Annotated in this window: 12 protein-coding genes; 11 read left to right on the top strand and 1 reads right to left on the bottom strand. The window is 40.1% G+C overall.

Annotated features, from left to right (window positions below; all coding sequences use genetic code 11):
* Positions 1–2: 2 nt before the first annotated feature.
* Complete coding sequence (locus MHH49_RS06335) at positions 3–908, top strand: hypothetical protein (RefSeq protein ID WP_341138028.1); 906 nt, start codon at positions 3–5, stop codon at positions 906–908.
* A 277-nt stretch (positions 909–1,185) separates the two neighbouring features.
* Positions 1,186–4,824: a hypothetical protein gene (locus tag MHH49_RS06330; RefSeq protein ID WP_341138027.1), complete on the top strand. Its 3,639-nt coding sequence runs from the start codon at positions 1,186–1,188 to the stop codon at positions 4,822–4,824.
* 259 nt (positions 4,825–5,083) lie between these two features.
* On the opposite strand, the gene MHH49_RS06325 is transcribed toward MHH49_RS06330, so the two are convergent.
* Entirely contained in the window at positions 5,084–5,329 is a 246-nt protein-coding gene (locus MHH49_RS06325) for a helix-turn-helix domain-containing protein (protein ID WP_036684794.1), read from the bottom strand.
* Between the two features lie 151 nt (positions 5,330–5,480).
* Between MHH49_RS06325 and MHH49_RS06320 the strand changes: the two genes are divergently transcribed.
* The 9 genes from MHH49_RS06320 to MHH49_RS06280 all read left to right on the top strand — a co-directional run bounded on the left by MHH49_RS06320 (position 5,481) and on the right by MHH49_RS06280 (position 16,409).
* On the top strand, positions 5,481–5,978 hold the full coding sequence (locus MHH49_RS06320; protein WP_036684797.1) for a hypothetical protein: 498 nt from the start codon (positions 5,481–5,483) through the stop codon (positions 5,976–5,978).
* Between the two features lie 248 nt (positions 5,979–6,226).
* Entirely contained in the window at positions 6,227–6,916 is a 690-nt protein-coding gene (locus MHH49_RS06315) for a nuclease-related domain-containing protein (protein ID WP_036684798.1), read from the top strand.
* A complete protein-coding gene (locus MHH49_RS06310; RefSeq protein WP_076098730.1) occupies positions 6,913–7,935 on the top strand; it encodes a restriction endonuclease in 1,023 nt (340 codons plus the stop codon). The genes MHH49_RS06315 and MHH49_RS06310 overlap by 4 nt, the downstream gene beginning before the upstream one ends.
* A gap of 400 nt (positions 7,936–8,335) precedes the next feature.
* On the top strand, positions 8,336–8,443 hold the full coding sequence (locus MHH49_RS06305) for an NERD domain-containing protein (RefSeq protein ID WP_081382388.1): 108 nt from the start codon (positions 8,336–8,338) through the stop codon (positions 8,441–8,443).
* Positions 8,444–8,553: 110 nt separating this feature from the next.
* A complete protein-coding gene (locus tag MHH49_RS06300) occupies positions 8,554–10,794 on the top strand; it encodes an MrcB family domain-containing protein (RefSeq protein ID WP_341138026.1) in 2,241 nt (746 codons plus the stop codon).
* Entirely contained in the window at positions 10,766–13,180 is a 2,415-nt protein-coding gene (locus MHH49_RS06295; protein WP_341138025.1) for a restriction endonuclease-like protein, read from the top strand. The genes MHH49_RS06300 and MHH49_RS06295 overlap by 29 nt, the downstream gene beginning before the upstream one ends.
* A gap of 481 nt (positions 13,181–13,661) precedes the next feature.
* Positions 13,662–14,240, top strand: coding sequence for a sigma-70 family RNA polymerase sigma factor (locus MHH49_RS06290; protein WP_051491356.1), 579 nt, complete (start codon positions 13,662–13,664; stop codon positions 14,238–14,240).
* On the top strand, positions 14,233–15,084 hold the full coding sequence (locus tag MHH49_RS06285) for a hypothetical protein (RefSeq protein ID WP_036684806.1): 852 nt from the start codon (positions 14,233–14,235) through the stop codon (positions 15,082–15,084). The genes MHH49_RS06290 and MHH49_RS06285 overlap by 8 nt, the downstream gene beginning before the upstream one ends.
* Positions 15,085–15,296: 212 nt before the next feature.
* On the top strand, positions 15,297–16,409 hold the full coding sequence (locus MHH49_RS06280) for a helix-turn-helix domain-containing protein (protein ID WP_036684808.1): 1,113 nt from the start codon (positions 15,297–15,299) through the stop codon (positions 16,407–16,409).
* Positions 16,410–16,452: the final 43 nt, after the last annotated feature.

The following is a 16,452-nucleotide window of genomic DNA, read 5'->3' as shown; positions in this document are numbered from 1 at the left end:
CAATGTCGATAACAGAAACAACTGCAAGGCGAAGGAATTTATTAATCTCAATTATTCGTGGAATTTCAAGAGGGGATTTTGAACTGTCAAGGGAATATTCGCTATTAGAAATCGAGACGGTTTTTCATTTTCGTAAGAGGGACATCGCTTATAATTTAGAGTATTTTTTTGAACAAAACGGTGGGAAATTCATTCTTAAGCCAAGAAAGCTTGAGGATATCCAAAAAATACTCAAGAAGCACCATGAGGTAATCGGACAGTTAGAAACTGCCAAAGTCCTATTTTTAAAATCCTTTGGAAGATTTTATGATGACTATAAAAATAGCAAGGGCTTCTCATTTGATCATGCAAGGCTGCGAAAAATTTATTCTAACTTGCATCCAATAATCCAAATCCTTCATTGGGGAATGCTTCCAATATTATCGAAATGGTTGATGATCAATAGTGGAAGGCTTCCGGAAAATAATATAATCGATTTTTATGATCATTATGATATGCTTACTGCTTTGTTGAATGAAATTAGAGGAGGAGGGGAAATTATGGAAACCAAAGGAGATGACACGCTAAACAAAAAAATGAACTTTTCCGTATATAACAGAAGGTGGGGGCATCCGGACGTCTATCGAATAGAGCGGACAGTTGACGGATGGTTAGTTAATCATATCGCTATTAATGGTAAGTGCGCTAAGGATGGCGAAGGAGCCCTTATGATGAATTTACATCATGATTCAATATTTTTTCCGGAAGACGGTGTTAAACATGCGCTCAGCAATCTGTGGGATGACGCGGAAGATGGTAATCTCAGTCTGGAGGAATTGCAGGTAAAACTTCAGCAAATCGCGGACTGGATTAGTATTGTTGAAAAAACTGTCGGAGAAAATCAGCCGGATTGGGTTAATTATTATTGAAATTAATAAAGAAATTTAGAATTAGAATTGAAAATCTTTACAAAGTATTGTAAGAGTATGAGAGTTCCCATATTTATTATTATTTGAAGCGTGGCACCTTGGAGTTCTTACATTAGTCGATGATTTGAGCGTAGATGAAGGCTGAGTTTCCGTGATCGGTCTCGATTTTCTCGGAAGAGGGCTTACATTTACTAATATTTTAAAATACTCTATGTTGGAGGATTTCCCCTATCTATATAAATAATATTTACCGATGATTTTGAATGGAAGTGGAAAAATGCATATAAAGCTAATTAAAGAATTGAAAGCATTCAATAGTTTTAGACTAATAAGAAAATTATCTGCATTAAGGTTAATGCCAGAGAATGCAGATTATCATCTAAGACTAGATGCGTTATGTCATTATTGTGCCTCGATTGCTCCAGACCCTAATAAGAAGGAAGGAAACGAGAGTGAACTAGAGGATTTATGCAATAATTTAGATTCGCTAGACTTAGAGTTTCTTGATTATGAATATCCCAGTGAAAATTTATTTACTGAAAATATTCATTTTGTTGGGGGAGGATACATTGTATTTCCTGGAATTTCTATTAATGGTTCATTTCAATTGAGATTGATTTTAAGAGGACTTAACCTTGTGAAATTGAGCCATGGGGAATCGAAGTTTATGAATCATATTGAGGAAGTAGTGCTTACAATTTTATCATTAAGTGATAGTATGTTGAAAAAAGCTGGGCTAAATTATGGAGTCATTGTTTCGAGTGATAGTAATCACAAGATTAAAATTCCATCAAAACATAACTTGGAACGTCTAACAAATTCCGTTACTTTCACTATGGCTGAGCTATTAAAAACTGAAATATCTATAGAAATATTAAATGAATTTTGTTTTGAACTAGGTTCAACTAAAGAAAAATATGTACCCGACCAAACGATATTAAACCTCAAACCATTAACGAAGTATCAAGGGAATATTATAGTTACTTCTCCTCACTTAATTATTTCATCATTGATCCATTATATTTTTTCTAAAGCTCAAGAATATAATTGTTTGAATAAATTGGCTACTGCTATAAATGAAGCTGCCGAACTAAGCTCAGAGATGTCTATGCAAAAGATGGGTTCCAATCTGCTAGCTAAATTAACTACGAACTTTTTTTTTATTAAAGAAGGCATTTATAATCTGGATTCAAATAAAGTAGCAGTAACATTGACTGTAACTGATCCCTTAGAAGATTACGATGCAAACCAAATGTTCACAAAGGCAAACGGTAACCATGTAGCAACAGCACTGAAAAATACTATTATTAATACAATTGAATTGTTTCGACAACATCCGCATCCTCCTAATAATATGTTTTTTATTATAGCAATTCAAAATTTCGGTCGAGAAATATCGTTTTTAATAGAGGAAAAATTTCAATTCCCAATTCTAGTTATAAATTTAGAAAGTTTATCTGTAATTTCTACGTTAGAACAAGACGAAGTTCTAAGGCTCTATAAATATGTGATTAACAAAGAAAATTTTAAAACCAAGGTTGATTTAGTTTATTTTGACGAACTAGATTTATTTTTTTTCTATCGATCTCAGGGCTATCAGTTTAGATTGCCATTAGATTCAGAAAAGGCGGCGTTATTTTTAAGAACTAATACTGGTCTTCCATTAAAGCAGGAAGCATTTTTACATTCAAGAGTACATGTGGTACCATCGCGATACACAAATGCAACCATTGAAGTATCTTCTGTTTATCTAAATAGCCTCATTCCTATATTTTTTTGCAATGTACCTAAAGAAGTTCAGAATGAATATTTTGGATTTGCAGTTGAGGTTACTTCATCACGATGGATTTGGGTTGTTCCTAAAAAAGCGCTAAATAATGAATACGAAATGAAATATTATTATTTAGTTATAGACATGCTTACATATTGGATATGGCAAGTTGCTTCTTTATTGAAGGATATTGAACAATTACCTTATGAAACCATAAATGTTGAGGTTAACTTGAAGGCGATTGAGGAATGGGAACAAGTACCCATTAATTATGATGAAGAGTGTACCCCTTTTTATATAACAGGTGGTTTTAAAAACATCATTTGTTTAGATATTGAAAAATCATTTACTACTCTACTATCCAGAGCGGATAACTTAGGTGAGAAACAAATAATGATGCACTTGCTGCAAGGCATGGCAGATATGTTTGAACGGGAAGGTATTATATTGGATAGAGCATTACTATTAGATGGATTAAACAAAGTAATGTTCCCTCTAGAAAAAAAGAAGATTATTTTGACAAACCCAGGTTTATCAGAACTTACCCCTATTGGAACGTTACCACCTTTCAGACCGGTTCAACCTGAAGATGAAAATTTTCTTTTGATGGAAATTTCAAATTTTTTAAACGAGAAATTTGTACCATCCGAGATTTTAACCGAGAAAGAGAACTTATTAAATGAGATAGTAGGTTTCCTTTTTCAGAATTTAGAGAAAGAAACTGCACTATTTGAGCCATCTACTTTAATTAATACACTGGTTATGTATAATGACTCCGCAGTAAAGAAAAGAATGACATTAGATTTAAATGCTCCGGCATTTATGGCATGTTTTCCTGAAGAAGATTATGCATTTAAACAAATTGAAAAAGAGACAAAGGAACTCAATCAAGCTAGTGTAGCAATTAGGTTCCTGATAGAATATGCTGCTGCTTCACCCAAAAAAGGGAGTCGCAATTTCACTTTGGAGTCCTTGGATCGTTTAATTGCGATTGCTTCACGGATTATTTCTCTCGGTCAAGAAAGTGATCTTATTAGATATAAACTGGGGGAGGTTAATATCATAATTGATAATGGAGTTTTTAGCACGCGTGCTAATAAGTTTGCGGATATTTATAATGGTTTCCACAATATGATTATAAGGGGGAACGTACATCAAAGAATAGCGGGTTTTAAATATAATTGGATAGATTCTGAGGACGATATAACAGAAGACGAATCAACTGACGTGCAGTTTAATGCTGGTTTTGTTAAGGAATTTGGATTGAGTTATATAGAATTCTTACAATTAGCAGGGCTGTTATTGGAACTATCTATTCAAAAAGAAGTGCCTATAGTTTGTGAGCCGGTTGAAAAATTGAAGCTAGTTGCCCAGGATAAATATGGTGTAGCAGACGCTGTCTTTAATCAATTCATTGCTTTAATGAGCCTATCAATGAGGAGTTCATTTATTAATCCCGGTACACCGTTTCAAAAATATGATGTTTGGCCTTGGAGGTTTAATAGAGAATTATCTTATTTACGAAGACCCATCATACTTCAAGATGGTTTTATAATTTTTAGTTATAATCATTTATACAATTCTTTGTATTATTTCTTTAATTTGATTGTTAATGGTACATTTAAAGCAAAGTCTCTAGAGATGAAGCAATATATCAGCAAGCTTGTCAATGAAACGGGAAATAAATTTAATCAAAAAGTTGAACAATACATTAAAACAGATCGCGATCTTATTGTTAAAAGTCAAGTAAAAAAAATAGGCAAGCAAAAGATTTCAGGCGAAAAGGGAGAACTCGGGGATATAGATGTTATGATTATAAACCCTAATAAGCAAATTATCTGGTTAGTTGAATGTAAAGATTTAAATCGTGCGAGCACTCCTTTTGAAATACATCATGAACTTTGTAAGCTTTTCGTAGATTCAGAAAAGGATAGTTGCATTGTAACTAAACACAAAAGGCGTGCAGATTGGTTCGAAAAAAATCTACAGATTGTTTTGTCTAATAATCAAATTCAAATAAATAATTTAGAAGTGTGGAAAGTTAGACCGTTAATTGTAATAAGTAAATCAATGATTAGCCCTTACTTGTTCAATTCTCCTATTAAAGTAATTAGTTTTGAAGAATTAGTTGAAATGGAATTTTAGAAATTTGAGTAACAATAAAGTCTAATATGGTGTATGTAGTGTGGTAACAATTCTAAGAACAACATAAATTAATTTTATGGGTGTTGCAGGCATCCCGTCTTAGCAAATTGGAGGGATGCCTTCCTTTTTTTATATCTGGTTTTATATGAAAGTGATATGAATTAATTGACTAAGGATACTAGTTTAGTTGTAACACGGAATGTTCATGATAGATCAGCTATGTACTACAGTTCTCGAACTATATCCCAATCTTCCGGCACTAACCCTCCCCCAGCAACTCCCCAACAGAAACTTCCAGCGCCTTTGCAATGGCAACCACCTCATAATCCTGCACAAGTCTATATTGACCTTCCAATCGCGATAAACTGGTTGGACTGATGTCTAAACCGAAGGTTTGCAACCTGGCAAGGAAATCCTTTTGCTTCATTCGCTTAGCTTTTCGAATAGCTACAACTCGGGTTCCAATGATATTTTTGTCACCCGGGGGCTCTTTGCGATGCCTCATTTTGGTGTCACCTCACAATTTAACCAAATTGTATGCGAGGTAAGTATTGTTTTAATGCGGATATCGAATTAAAATAAAATAAACCGATAAACGCATTAAAATTTCCATACATCGTCTACAGATATAGCTTTTCCCGGAAGGTGGGGGTGCAATGCAACATCTGATGTGCAAATATGAGGAGGAAAAGCGCAAGCTGAATGAACTCGGACAGCAATCACTGGAGCAGGGAATTCCGTTAAGCAGCAATGAAGCGGTTCAGGCCCAGAGTCGTAAGGTTGACGAACTGATTAATCGGATGTACCAAGAAAAAAACGGACATGCAGCGTCATTTCGTTTGAGTTTCTATCTTGGAGGGGATATGTTGAGCTTTCCTGCATGGTTTTTACAGACGATTCAAGGTCGAGTGGATGAGGTGACCGCACAGATTGAACATCAATCCGAGCCTAGGCATGTTTTTGAAGAAGAGCGCATAGCTTTTCAAACGTTATTTGACTCCATGGATATTGCACGTATGCCAGAGTTTGAGCACTGGGAGGATAAGCTTCAATCGAAGCAAGCTGTTCTTTATGAACGTCTATATCTTCAAGGACTAAAGGATGGCATGCAGCTTGCAAATGCCCTTACTACCCCTTCAGTTCTCTCGGACTAAGACATGTCCTGCGGGTAGCGGAGAAGCACATAGGTATCGGAACCAAAGGGGATATATGCATATCTTATCTTCGGACTGTCAATGCGACAGTCTTTTTTTCTATATATATATTTGGAATTTTTGTTTTTTTAGATGCTGTTCATCTAAAAAGAGGGCAGACCTCCATTCATGATTTGAATAAAGGGATATCTTCCCATATTGTCGAATAACCATACATATTGTAAATCTATATCAGACGAGGTTTTGCTATGTTTAAAGCGCTATTGTCTCTCTTTAAAAAATCCGACACTAAGCCACCACAGGCAGTGCGTAAGGCACAAACTCCCAAGTCGAAACCGAAGGTTGCTTCCACACGAATTGGAGAGTTAGGTGAGCATAAAATCAATATTCAACTCGACCAGTTACCTAAGGAGTGTAAATCGTTAAGCGATCTAATGCTCCCTAATCCCAAGTCTCGAACAGGTTACACCCAGATTGATCATATCGTTATTTCCCCGTATTGCTTATTTGTCATTGAGACGAAAAACTACAATGGGGAAATTAAAGGTGGGCGAACGGATCAACAATGGTCAGTGAGCAACCGTTACAAGATGTATAATCCGCTGAAGCAAAACTATGGACATATCAAGGCCATCGAGAGCCTGATACAAGGTATAGCTGCAGTGAAATTTATCTCTATGATTTCATTCACTATGAGATGTCGGTTCAGTATTGATCCGGATCTTCGGAAAATCCACTCGGACGAACTGGTTGTCTATGATGTGGAACTAAGTGAGTTTATCTCTAGGAAGTTGATTAGTTTAAAAACGGGAACCCCTGAACCTCCTATTTCTGCGGCGCAGGTCCAAACTATATATGATCGTTTGGCTCAGGCTAATGTTACCGATTCCGAGATTCGCAAACTTCATGTACAGAGAATAAAGGGAGGTCCACTATGAAAAGTATGTGGCTTGTTCGAGCAGGAGAAAGGGCATATCTTATTAATGAATTTAAAGATAAGCAAGCTGTAGCGATTGGTTGGGCTCCATTGGGAGATATCGGTGGGGTAAATACACTGCAAGAGATGAAGAGGCTTTTGAAGGTACGGTATCCTGGATATAAAGAGGGTAAGATCAATATTACTGCTGGTCAGATTTTTCGTTTTGTAAGTGAATTTAAAATAGACGACCAAGTAATCACATATAATCCTGAAGAGCGACTCTATTACATAGGAAGAATCAAGTCGAATTATGAATTTAAGCCAAATTATATTACGGATAAGCCTCATATTCGCAGAATAGATTGGGAGGGGACTGTATCTAGAGATGTTTTGACGGCAAGCGCCCGGAATACGCTTGGTTCCATAATGACTATTATATCTATCCCGAATGATGTTCAGAAGGAATTGCTCAAACAAATGGTAATCGGACAGACCGATGGTAATCAACCAAGTCAACCCATAGAGTCTGTGCAAGCTGAGACGGAGGAAGAAGCCGAAGAATTAGAGCTAATTAAGGAAGACGTCATTGAGAAGTCCAATGAATTTATCAAAGATAAGATTGCTAAGTTAGACTGGGAGCAAATGCAGGAACTTGTTGCGGGCATCCTTAGAGGAATGGGCTACAAGACACGAATATCACCCAAAGGGCCGGACCGGGGAAGAGATATTTTTGCATCCCCAGATGGTCTAGGGCTTGAAGAACCCAGAATTATAGTGGAAGTAAAGCACCGTTCTGGCAGTATGGGATCTAATCAAATACGTAGTTTTACCGGAGGATTAAGAGTAGGAGATCGGGGGATTTATGTATCTAGTGGTGGATTCACAAAGGAAGCAAAATATGAAGCGGAAAGATCGAATATTCCTTTATCGTTAATAGACTTGGATCTGCTCGCGGAGTTAGTAACACAATACTATGATCAATTTGATTCAGAGACACGGACATTAATACCGTTAAGAAAAATATATTGGCCGTTATAAATTTGAATGTTTTTCTATATAGACATTCTTTTGAAGAAGAGCAAGGCCTTCTAAGCGTTATTTGTCTCCATGGATATTGCACGTAAGCCAGAGTTTGAAAATTGGGAGGATAAAGTTTCTTTAAAGCAATCTGTTGTTTATGAACTTTTATATCTACAGGGACTTAAGTATGGCATGCAGCTTGCTAATGCATTTGCTCCTTCTGTTCTCTCGGATTAAGACGGAATTACAAGGTATACGTTAACTATATGTTGGGGCTGTCCATGCGACAGTCCTTTTTCTTATATGCATGATTGGAAGGAATACATTCCCATATTGTCGAATTACCAAATATATTGTAAATCCAGATGACTACGTATTGCTTATTTGTCATTGAAAGACGAAAAACTACAATGGAGAAATTAAAGGTAAGCGGACGGATCAACAATGGTTAGTGGGTAACCGTTACAAGATGTATAATCCACTAAAGCAAAACTATGGCTATATTAAGGCCTCAATTACAGGTTGAATCGATCTATGACCAACTGAGCCAAGCAAATATTACAGACTCAAAGATTCGCAAACTTCATGTAAAAAAATATGACTACTAGAAATCGTTAACTAGTCTTGGAGGTCAACATGCCATTACCGGAGTCAGTCACGCAGATTTTCAAGCGTAAGCAAAAATCATACAAGATGGTCCTGATCCTATCCTTGATCGAAGAGCTGCGAGCCTTTCATCAGGAGCGCGTATCGTATGATCACGTGAAGCAGCGGTTTCTTAACTACTTTATAGCTGAACAGGATAGTGGAAACCGGGTGGATCAGCCACCAGGACGGGAGCTATGGAAGGATGCACCTAAAAGCCAGCTTAAAGATATTATTAACAGTCCAGTTAATGCGCTCTCGCATATTTTGTTTGTGAACTCGGAAGATAACACCATAGGATTTCATAGCCAGCTTCGAAGCCAGCTAGGGGAAGAGGGGCTTTTGCAATTGGAGAGTCTGGCCTATAACGAACTGGGTTCTTATAACGGCGCTTTGCAGCATTTCTCTTTGCAAGGTTATCTGGAGAAGATCATGGCGGAGTACACTTCTGCCAAAAAAGAAACCTTTGCAAGTCATGCACTAGGTACGTTATTTCGTCAGACACTTCCTTCTGAGCTCAAAGCGTTACCATTCTTAGATGATCAATATAAAATTCAAGGTTCTGTTGGTCAAGGGAATTGGGCAACAGTTCCTTGGCTTGCAATACTGGATAAGCGGATCACGGAAACGACTCAGCGTGGGGAGTATGTTGTGTATCTGTTTGCTGAGGATATGAGTGCTGTCTATCTTACTTTTAACCAAGGAGTGACGGCGCCTATTCAAGAGAAGGGGCGTAGAGATGGCTATGCCTATCTGCGAACTCGAACACAAGAAATACAAGGGCTCCTTTCACTGAACCATATGAATAAGGATGATAATATTCACCTGGTAGACAGCGGTCTAGGTCAAGATTATCAGGTGTCTACTGTCGCTTACATCAAGTATGAAAGAGGAGCCGTTCCGAATGACGAGCAACTAATTCAAGATCTCGAGAATGTGATGGAAGATTACCGTCTATATGTGGACACTGTGACTTCTACAGGTAATGTAGCTGATAATGAGGAAGTGGAAGTAGTGACACAAGAAGCTGATCTGCTGAAGGACGAACAAGTAACAGGGATCCTCCGCCAAATCCAATCCCAAATCCGCCGCAAAGGCTTCTTCTTCCCTGAGCACCTTATCGAGAATTTTTACCTCTCGCTAAAGACAAAGCCTTTTGTCATCCTGGCAGGGATATCGGGTACAGGGAAGACTCGGTTGGTGAAGCTGTTTGCAGAGGCTCTTGGTGCAACGGGGAATAACGGCCAGTTTACCTTGATCCCAGTGCGGCCAGATTGGAGTGATCCTGCGGATCTGTTGGGGTACAAGGATCTTTCGGGCAGGTTCAAACCGGGTCCGCTCACGGAAGTATTAGTAGAGGCGCGGAAACCGGAGAATCAGTATAAACCTTATTTTATCTGTATGGATGAGATGAATCTGGCGCGGGTAGAGCATTATTTCAGTGATCTGCTAAGTGTGCTGGAAACACAGGACTGGCAGGAGGGGAAAATCCAGACACAGGATCTCATATCTTCTATCATGCTGGATACGCCTGAGGATCAAGGGAAGTTTGGCAGCCTCGGTATCCCGGAGAATGTGTTCTTAATCGGGACTGTGAATATGGACGAAACGACACATCCCTTTAGCAAAAAGGTACTGGACCGAGCCAACACACTGGAGTTCAATTACATCAATCTGCAGCAGTACCCGGACATGAGTGAGCAGGAAGAGACGGATGATCCCGCTGATCTTGCCGAACTGAATCATCTTTTTCTGCGCTCCGATTATTTGCAGCTAGTGGATGCCTATGATGCCAACAAGGAGCTAGTTGTACGGACGACAGAGAGATTGGTTAAGATCAATGCTCTGCTTGAGGATATCCACGCTCATGTAGGTTTCCGGGTACGCGATGCGATTTGCTTCTATATGATCTATAACGAACGGTACAGTCTGATGAGTGAGGAAGAAGCTTTTGACTGGCAACTGCTGCAAAAGATACTGCCGCGCATTCAAGGGAGCCATTCATCGGTTCGCCGGGTATTGTTGAACTTGATGAAAGGGGCTCTTGGTACCGGATCTAGTGTGACGGTAAATATTGAAGATCTTATGGACAATGATGCTTCTCCACTCTACCTGAAATGGGCTGCTGGCCAAACTCCACCTACGGCTAAACATCCACAAAGTGCGCGTAAATTGGCTTTTATGCTTAGGAGGTTAGAGGAAGATGGATTTACCTCTTACTGGCTCTCTTAATCAGACGGTAGAATTGCTCCGTGTAGAAACGGAGCTTTTTACTCTTTTTCTTCAAGGACGGCCTTATCATCCTACTGTGGAGACCTTGCAGCTTCATCGTTCTTCTAGTCAGGAGTGGGTGAATGCGCAGCTTGGGCTTGTTTGCTCCGAACGGCTTGGTAATGTTCAGATTAAAGTGTTTTCACCTGAAGTCCACGGGATGGTGGACTGGCAGCCGGGGGAGTCTGTTTTTCCTTGTTTTTATGAGACACAGTCGTATGAGCTGGTGATTCAGAGGAAGACCGCTGCTAACCTCTCTTTTCATCATGACAATGTGCTGCTTCGGCAGGCAATTAAGCCCCTAGGTGAGTCTATTCTTGCGGGTGTGCTGAACTTTGGGAATGAGGTCGGTTTGACGGAATGGGAGATCCGTAGTTCAGGACAGGCTTTGCTGCGGGTAGAGATGGAGATCTTTCCCTCAAAAATGGATTACAAGCTGGATTACCAGAATATTTTAAATGAAGTGAATGAGCAGATTTATAATTTGGCTTTTGATTTTTTGCGCAAAACCTACCAACTAACAGGCTTGCGGGAGACGCAGCATCAGAGCTTGACGGAGTTTTTTACCATACTTCAGCATGTATTTAGACAGCTTCTGGATGCGGTTGAGCGGATTAACAAGAATCCCCATTACGCTCTGCTCCAGGACCGCCGACTAGTGGATGCTAATCGGGTCAAAAAGGCAGGAAGAGAGAACATCCGCGAGCTCGCGAAGCATCCCGAACGATTAAGAGAAGACATGAACCATGGATTCTTGACCATCGGCAGCCGAAATTACACAGCCACACATTTAATGGAGACACGAAGACGCCTCGCCTATGATACTAATGAGAATAGGTTCATCCGCTGGATGCTGGAACGCATTCATGGAAAGCTGAAAGAGCTCAAGGGTCGCTGGAAGATTAAAAACCGAACCCCAGATCCATTACTTATAAAAAGGTTAGACACCATGCTTACTCAACTAGAGCGGGTGCTCAAGATGGATTTTTTGCGTGAGGTTGGAGTACTGAGGCAGATGTCCGTTACACTGGTGCTGCAGATGGCCCCTGGATACCGCGAGGTCTATCGCTGTTATCTCATGCTGCTCAAAGGCTTGTCGATCCAAGGTGATCTGCTGCGTCTGTCTATGAAGGATGTCGCGCAGCTCTATGAGTATTGGTGTTTCTTGAAGCTGAATCAGCTCCTGGGGCAGAAGTATAAACTGGTGAAGCAGGATATTATTAAGGTGAATCGAAATGGTATTTTTGTTACACTTGACCGCTCGCAGAGCGCTAAGATGGTGTACGAGAATCCAGTTAATGGAGAGCAGTTCATCCTGTATTATAATGCGATTCCTAGCTCGGATAAGGCACCGACGCTCAATCAGCGTCCGGATAATGTGCTGACACTGAAGAAGAAGGATGCTGGCAAAATCAAAGAGTATAAGTATGTTTTTGATGCGAAATACCGATTAAATCCGGCTTATGAAGGGACTTCCTATCACCGCACTTATAGGCAGCCTGGTCCTGAAGAGGATGACATCAACACCATGCACCGTTATCGGGATGCCATTGTGTATCAGGAGAAGGGATCGGAAGAATATGAGCGAAGCATGTTTGGCGCCTATGTTTTATTCCCCTACCCGGATGAGGAGCGGTATAAGACCCACCGATTCTACAAAAGCATCGAGCTATTGAATATTGGCGCTTTGCCATTCCTACCGAATTCTACAAGCCTAGTGGAGCGATTCTTGGATGAGATTATTCAGGATAGTCCGGAAAAAGCTTATGAACGCTCGACTCGTCCGCGCGGCACGAAAGAATACTATGCCAACCAGCTTGCGGGCAAAAATGTGCTTGTTGGTTCTGTCCGGGGACCCGAACAAGTGGAAGTGGCGCTGCAGAAAGCTTTTTATCACATGCCGTTAAGGAATCTTGCAAATCAGAAGATCCTAACGCAAATTGAATACGTAGCGATGTGCCAATCCCGCAAAAAGTTCATTGATCCTGCAAAAACGGGGATTCACTGGGTAGGGAAAGTAGCGGATTGGAAGGTGCTGCGGCGTAATGAGATTAAAGAGGTTCCTTGTCGCCCGGGTACTGAAGAAGATCTGTATGTACGATTTACGGTTGAGGAATGGAAAGCAATTACGTCTCCTATCATGCTAGGTGGTCAAAGAATACAAACGGTGCTCTATACGAGTAAATATATTCTGGATCGTGCCTTGGAAATCGCGGAGCTTCGCTTAGAAACGGAGGAAGACCTTCGTGAATGGCGTGAGAAACGCCGAAGGGGCAGAGTGAAGGTGAAGTTGGATCATGAGCAGTATGTGGACTTGGGAAAGGTTGTTGAAGTTCGGAATATTTAAGGTTAGTGAAAATGTAGTAAGGTTATTGTCCTGCCATTTTATCAAGCATCTCGCTGGATAATGACAGGATTTTTTTATATTAGGCAAATACGAAACATCCCGTTAATAGACAATACTGGGAATGAGCATGTTATGATAACAGTTATTTAGAAAGAGATCACCTGGAAAGGCTTATGGATGCACTGGATGTACAAGTGTTTTGTATAGATTCTGAAAGTCTTGAAGTACATAACTATGAAATCATTGAATTATAGCGCTGAGCTTCTCCCCTTCTCTCCCACACAAATATCCACCCCGCAACTCAAGTATCGCCGCTTTTACGGATTGTGATCTTTCACCCTTTTCCCTCCATCCCACAATTATCAAAACATTTTGTTAATGCTCCGCCCGTTTTTCCGTATTAACATATGTAAGTTTCTTCACAACAAATTGCGCAATTTGTTTAGCTTTTCGATGAAGGTGAGGTGGAAGGAGGGTGGAGATGGAGGTTATCCAGGGTAAAGTGGATCGTTACATGAATACCGAAAGATCACGTGAAGCTATCATGTCCAAAGAGGAATTTACCCGGATGTATGATACGTACTACCAACGTGTTTACAAATATATCTGTTATCGGATTAATAACCACCACGCGGCAGAGGACATATGCAGTCAGGTGTTTGAGACTGTGATGTGTAAGTATTATAGTTTTTCACAAGAAAAATCGAATTTTGAGGTGTGGCTGTTTGCCATTGTAAGAAATGCTGTGACGGACTACTTTCGGGCGCAGAAGAAAAGAAGCTATACCTCACTGGATTCGTTGCTGGAACTTATATTTCCCAAGCCGTCTCCTGAGGAGCTGGCGATCCGTGAGGATAATAATCAGGCACTGTTCAAGGCGCTCTCCAAGCTGCATGAGAAGGAACGCAATATCATTGCAATGAAATATGGGGCTGGGCTGAAAAATTCCGAAATTGCACAGGTCATGGGAGTCAGTGAGTCCAATATCGGTGTCGTAGTATATAGAAGCTTGAAAAAACTGCATATTTCCTTAAAGGCAGGAGGGTTCAAAAATGAATAAGAAAGATGATCTCACCAAATTCAGCAAGACCATAGAACGGCTTGAGAATGCCGAACAGGGCAGCACTACCGCCAAAGAAAGAATCTATAACCGCTTGATATACAAATTGGACCATGGGGCTCTTAGCCCCCAATCAGAGATAAAGGACGGGATAACGATGAAAAAAAGCAGCTGGAGAAATGCAATAGTGATTGGCAGTGCAGTAATTTGTCTGGGTGGAGCATTCTCTGCAACCTCCTATGCACAGGATATGTTCCAATCGATCATGGCAAAGTTTGAAGTGGGAAATCTCGAAATCACGCAATACGATAAGGAAATTCCTTCGGCTGCACAGTCAATGACTCCATCTGAAGATGCCCAAGGCGGGGAGAATGCGGTCATTGAATTGCCGGTTGCAGCTAAGTTAAATCTGGATGAAGCCCGTGCAGCACTTGGTATGAACTTCCCGGCACCCGACTGGATGGGAGACTATGAGTTTGTGAATTGTGTTCTTCAGGGGACCAGCATGGTTGAAGTGCAGTATAATTCCGGAGAGAATGCTGTGAATTTTCTAATCTCCAAGGGCGGGGACAATGGGATCAGCACTACGGAAGAAGTGAAGACAGAAGTAATCAACGGGACTAAAGTTTATTTTGCAAATGGAATTGTGATTTGGGAAGAGGATGGCTATACAGTAGAGTTGTATTCCCAAGTAGATTTTGACCAAGCTACACTAGGGAAAATCATTGATAGCTTTAACATTGGTGCGCCTGTTCAGCCTTTAGAGCAAGGTCAAGTGAAGGAGAACTTGCAAAAGAATGGAGCAGCGGTTGCAGCTCCGGCTCCGGCTGTAGATTCAAAATAAAAGACTTACTCCGGGCAGCAGCAGCCTATAGTTACACACAGAAGACGCGAGGGGATTAGTCCCCTGAGCGTCTTCTTTTTTGAGCACACTTTTATAGAACGTTCCCCAACCATTGCCACCCCCAAAAACAAAAGTATAATTGATAATGATTATCAATTAATGAATGAATAAAGAGTTAAGTGCATTTATATAAGCAGTAAAGAGGTGACAGAATGCAAAAACAATCGCAAAAGACGGATTTAACTGAGGTTAGAAGATATATTGAAGAGAATTTCACGAAGCATTTGTCTTTAGCACATTTAGCTAATCTTTCTGGTCTTAGCTCCAGTTATTTTTCCTCGGCGTTTAAACAGGAATATATACAAAGTCCAATGGAGTTTGTTACCCAGCTGCGGATTCAAAAGGCTAAACAATTATTGCAAAAGGAAGATGTTCGCTTAAAGTTTATAGCAGAGGCTGTTGGATATAGTGATGAGTTTTATTTTAGCCGAGTGTTCAAAAAGGTCGAAGGAATCTCCCCAACGATGTATTCCAGCCAGCAAAAATCAAATATCGGTGTTGTAACTGGGAATATGATGGGGTATTTACATGCGGCAGGAATCATCCCGTTTGCTGCACCCTTAAGTGCAAAATGGACACCGTATTACTATAATTTGTGGGCGCAAGAAATCGAGCATAAGGTAATCTTGACCCAAAACAAAAATTATTGCAGCCCAAATGAGCTATTGCATTTGCCAATTGATCTTCTTATTTCTCCCAAAGATTTGTCGTCAGAGCTGGTAAAACAGATAGAGGATCATTTTCCAATCTATTGGCTGGATGATAAGCAAGATTGTTTAGTAGCCTTAACTGAACTTGCTGCCCGACTAAATAAACAAGAAGAAGCGAAACAATGGATCACGCAGTATAGGGCAAGATTGGAAGACGTTCGGCGCAGGTTAGACTGGGCCACTAAACCACCCAGAGTTCTAGTTATACGTATCTATCAGCAGCAAATCTTTGCTTATTGTAATACAGGCATTCAGCATCTTTTATTTCAGGATTTGGGAGCGGAATCTAGTTATGTGCAGCCCGGTCTATATAATACTGAGATTACTTTTGATGAATTAGGTAAATTGAAGGTAGATAAGCTGTTTACTATTATCTGCCCCGATGATGAGTCACGAGCAACTTGGCATCATTTGCAGAGAGATGTTGGGTTTAGACAGTTAGAGGCTATCGAACAGGGACAAATCTATGTTATTCACTCCGATCCTTGGTTTGAATACTCTCCTGTGGCTTTAAAACGAATGCTAGAGGAAGTTGCAGTAATGATGATACCTTGAAAATGTACATGTCTAATCATAAGATGTTACATGGTCAATGCGT

It is taken from the genome of Paenibacillus sp. FSL F4-0122 (assembly GCF_038002845.1).
GTDB lineage: Bacteria > Bacillota > Bacilli > Paenibacillales > Paenibacillaceae > Paenibacillus_AQ > Paenibacillus_AQ odorifer.
Note: the sequence above shows the minus strand (reverse complement) of the source record. Positions and strands in the feature narration are given on the sequence as shown.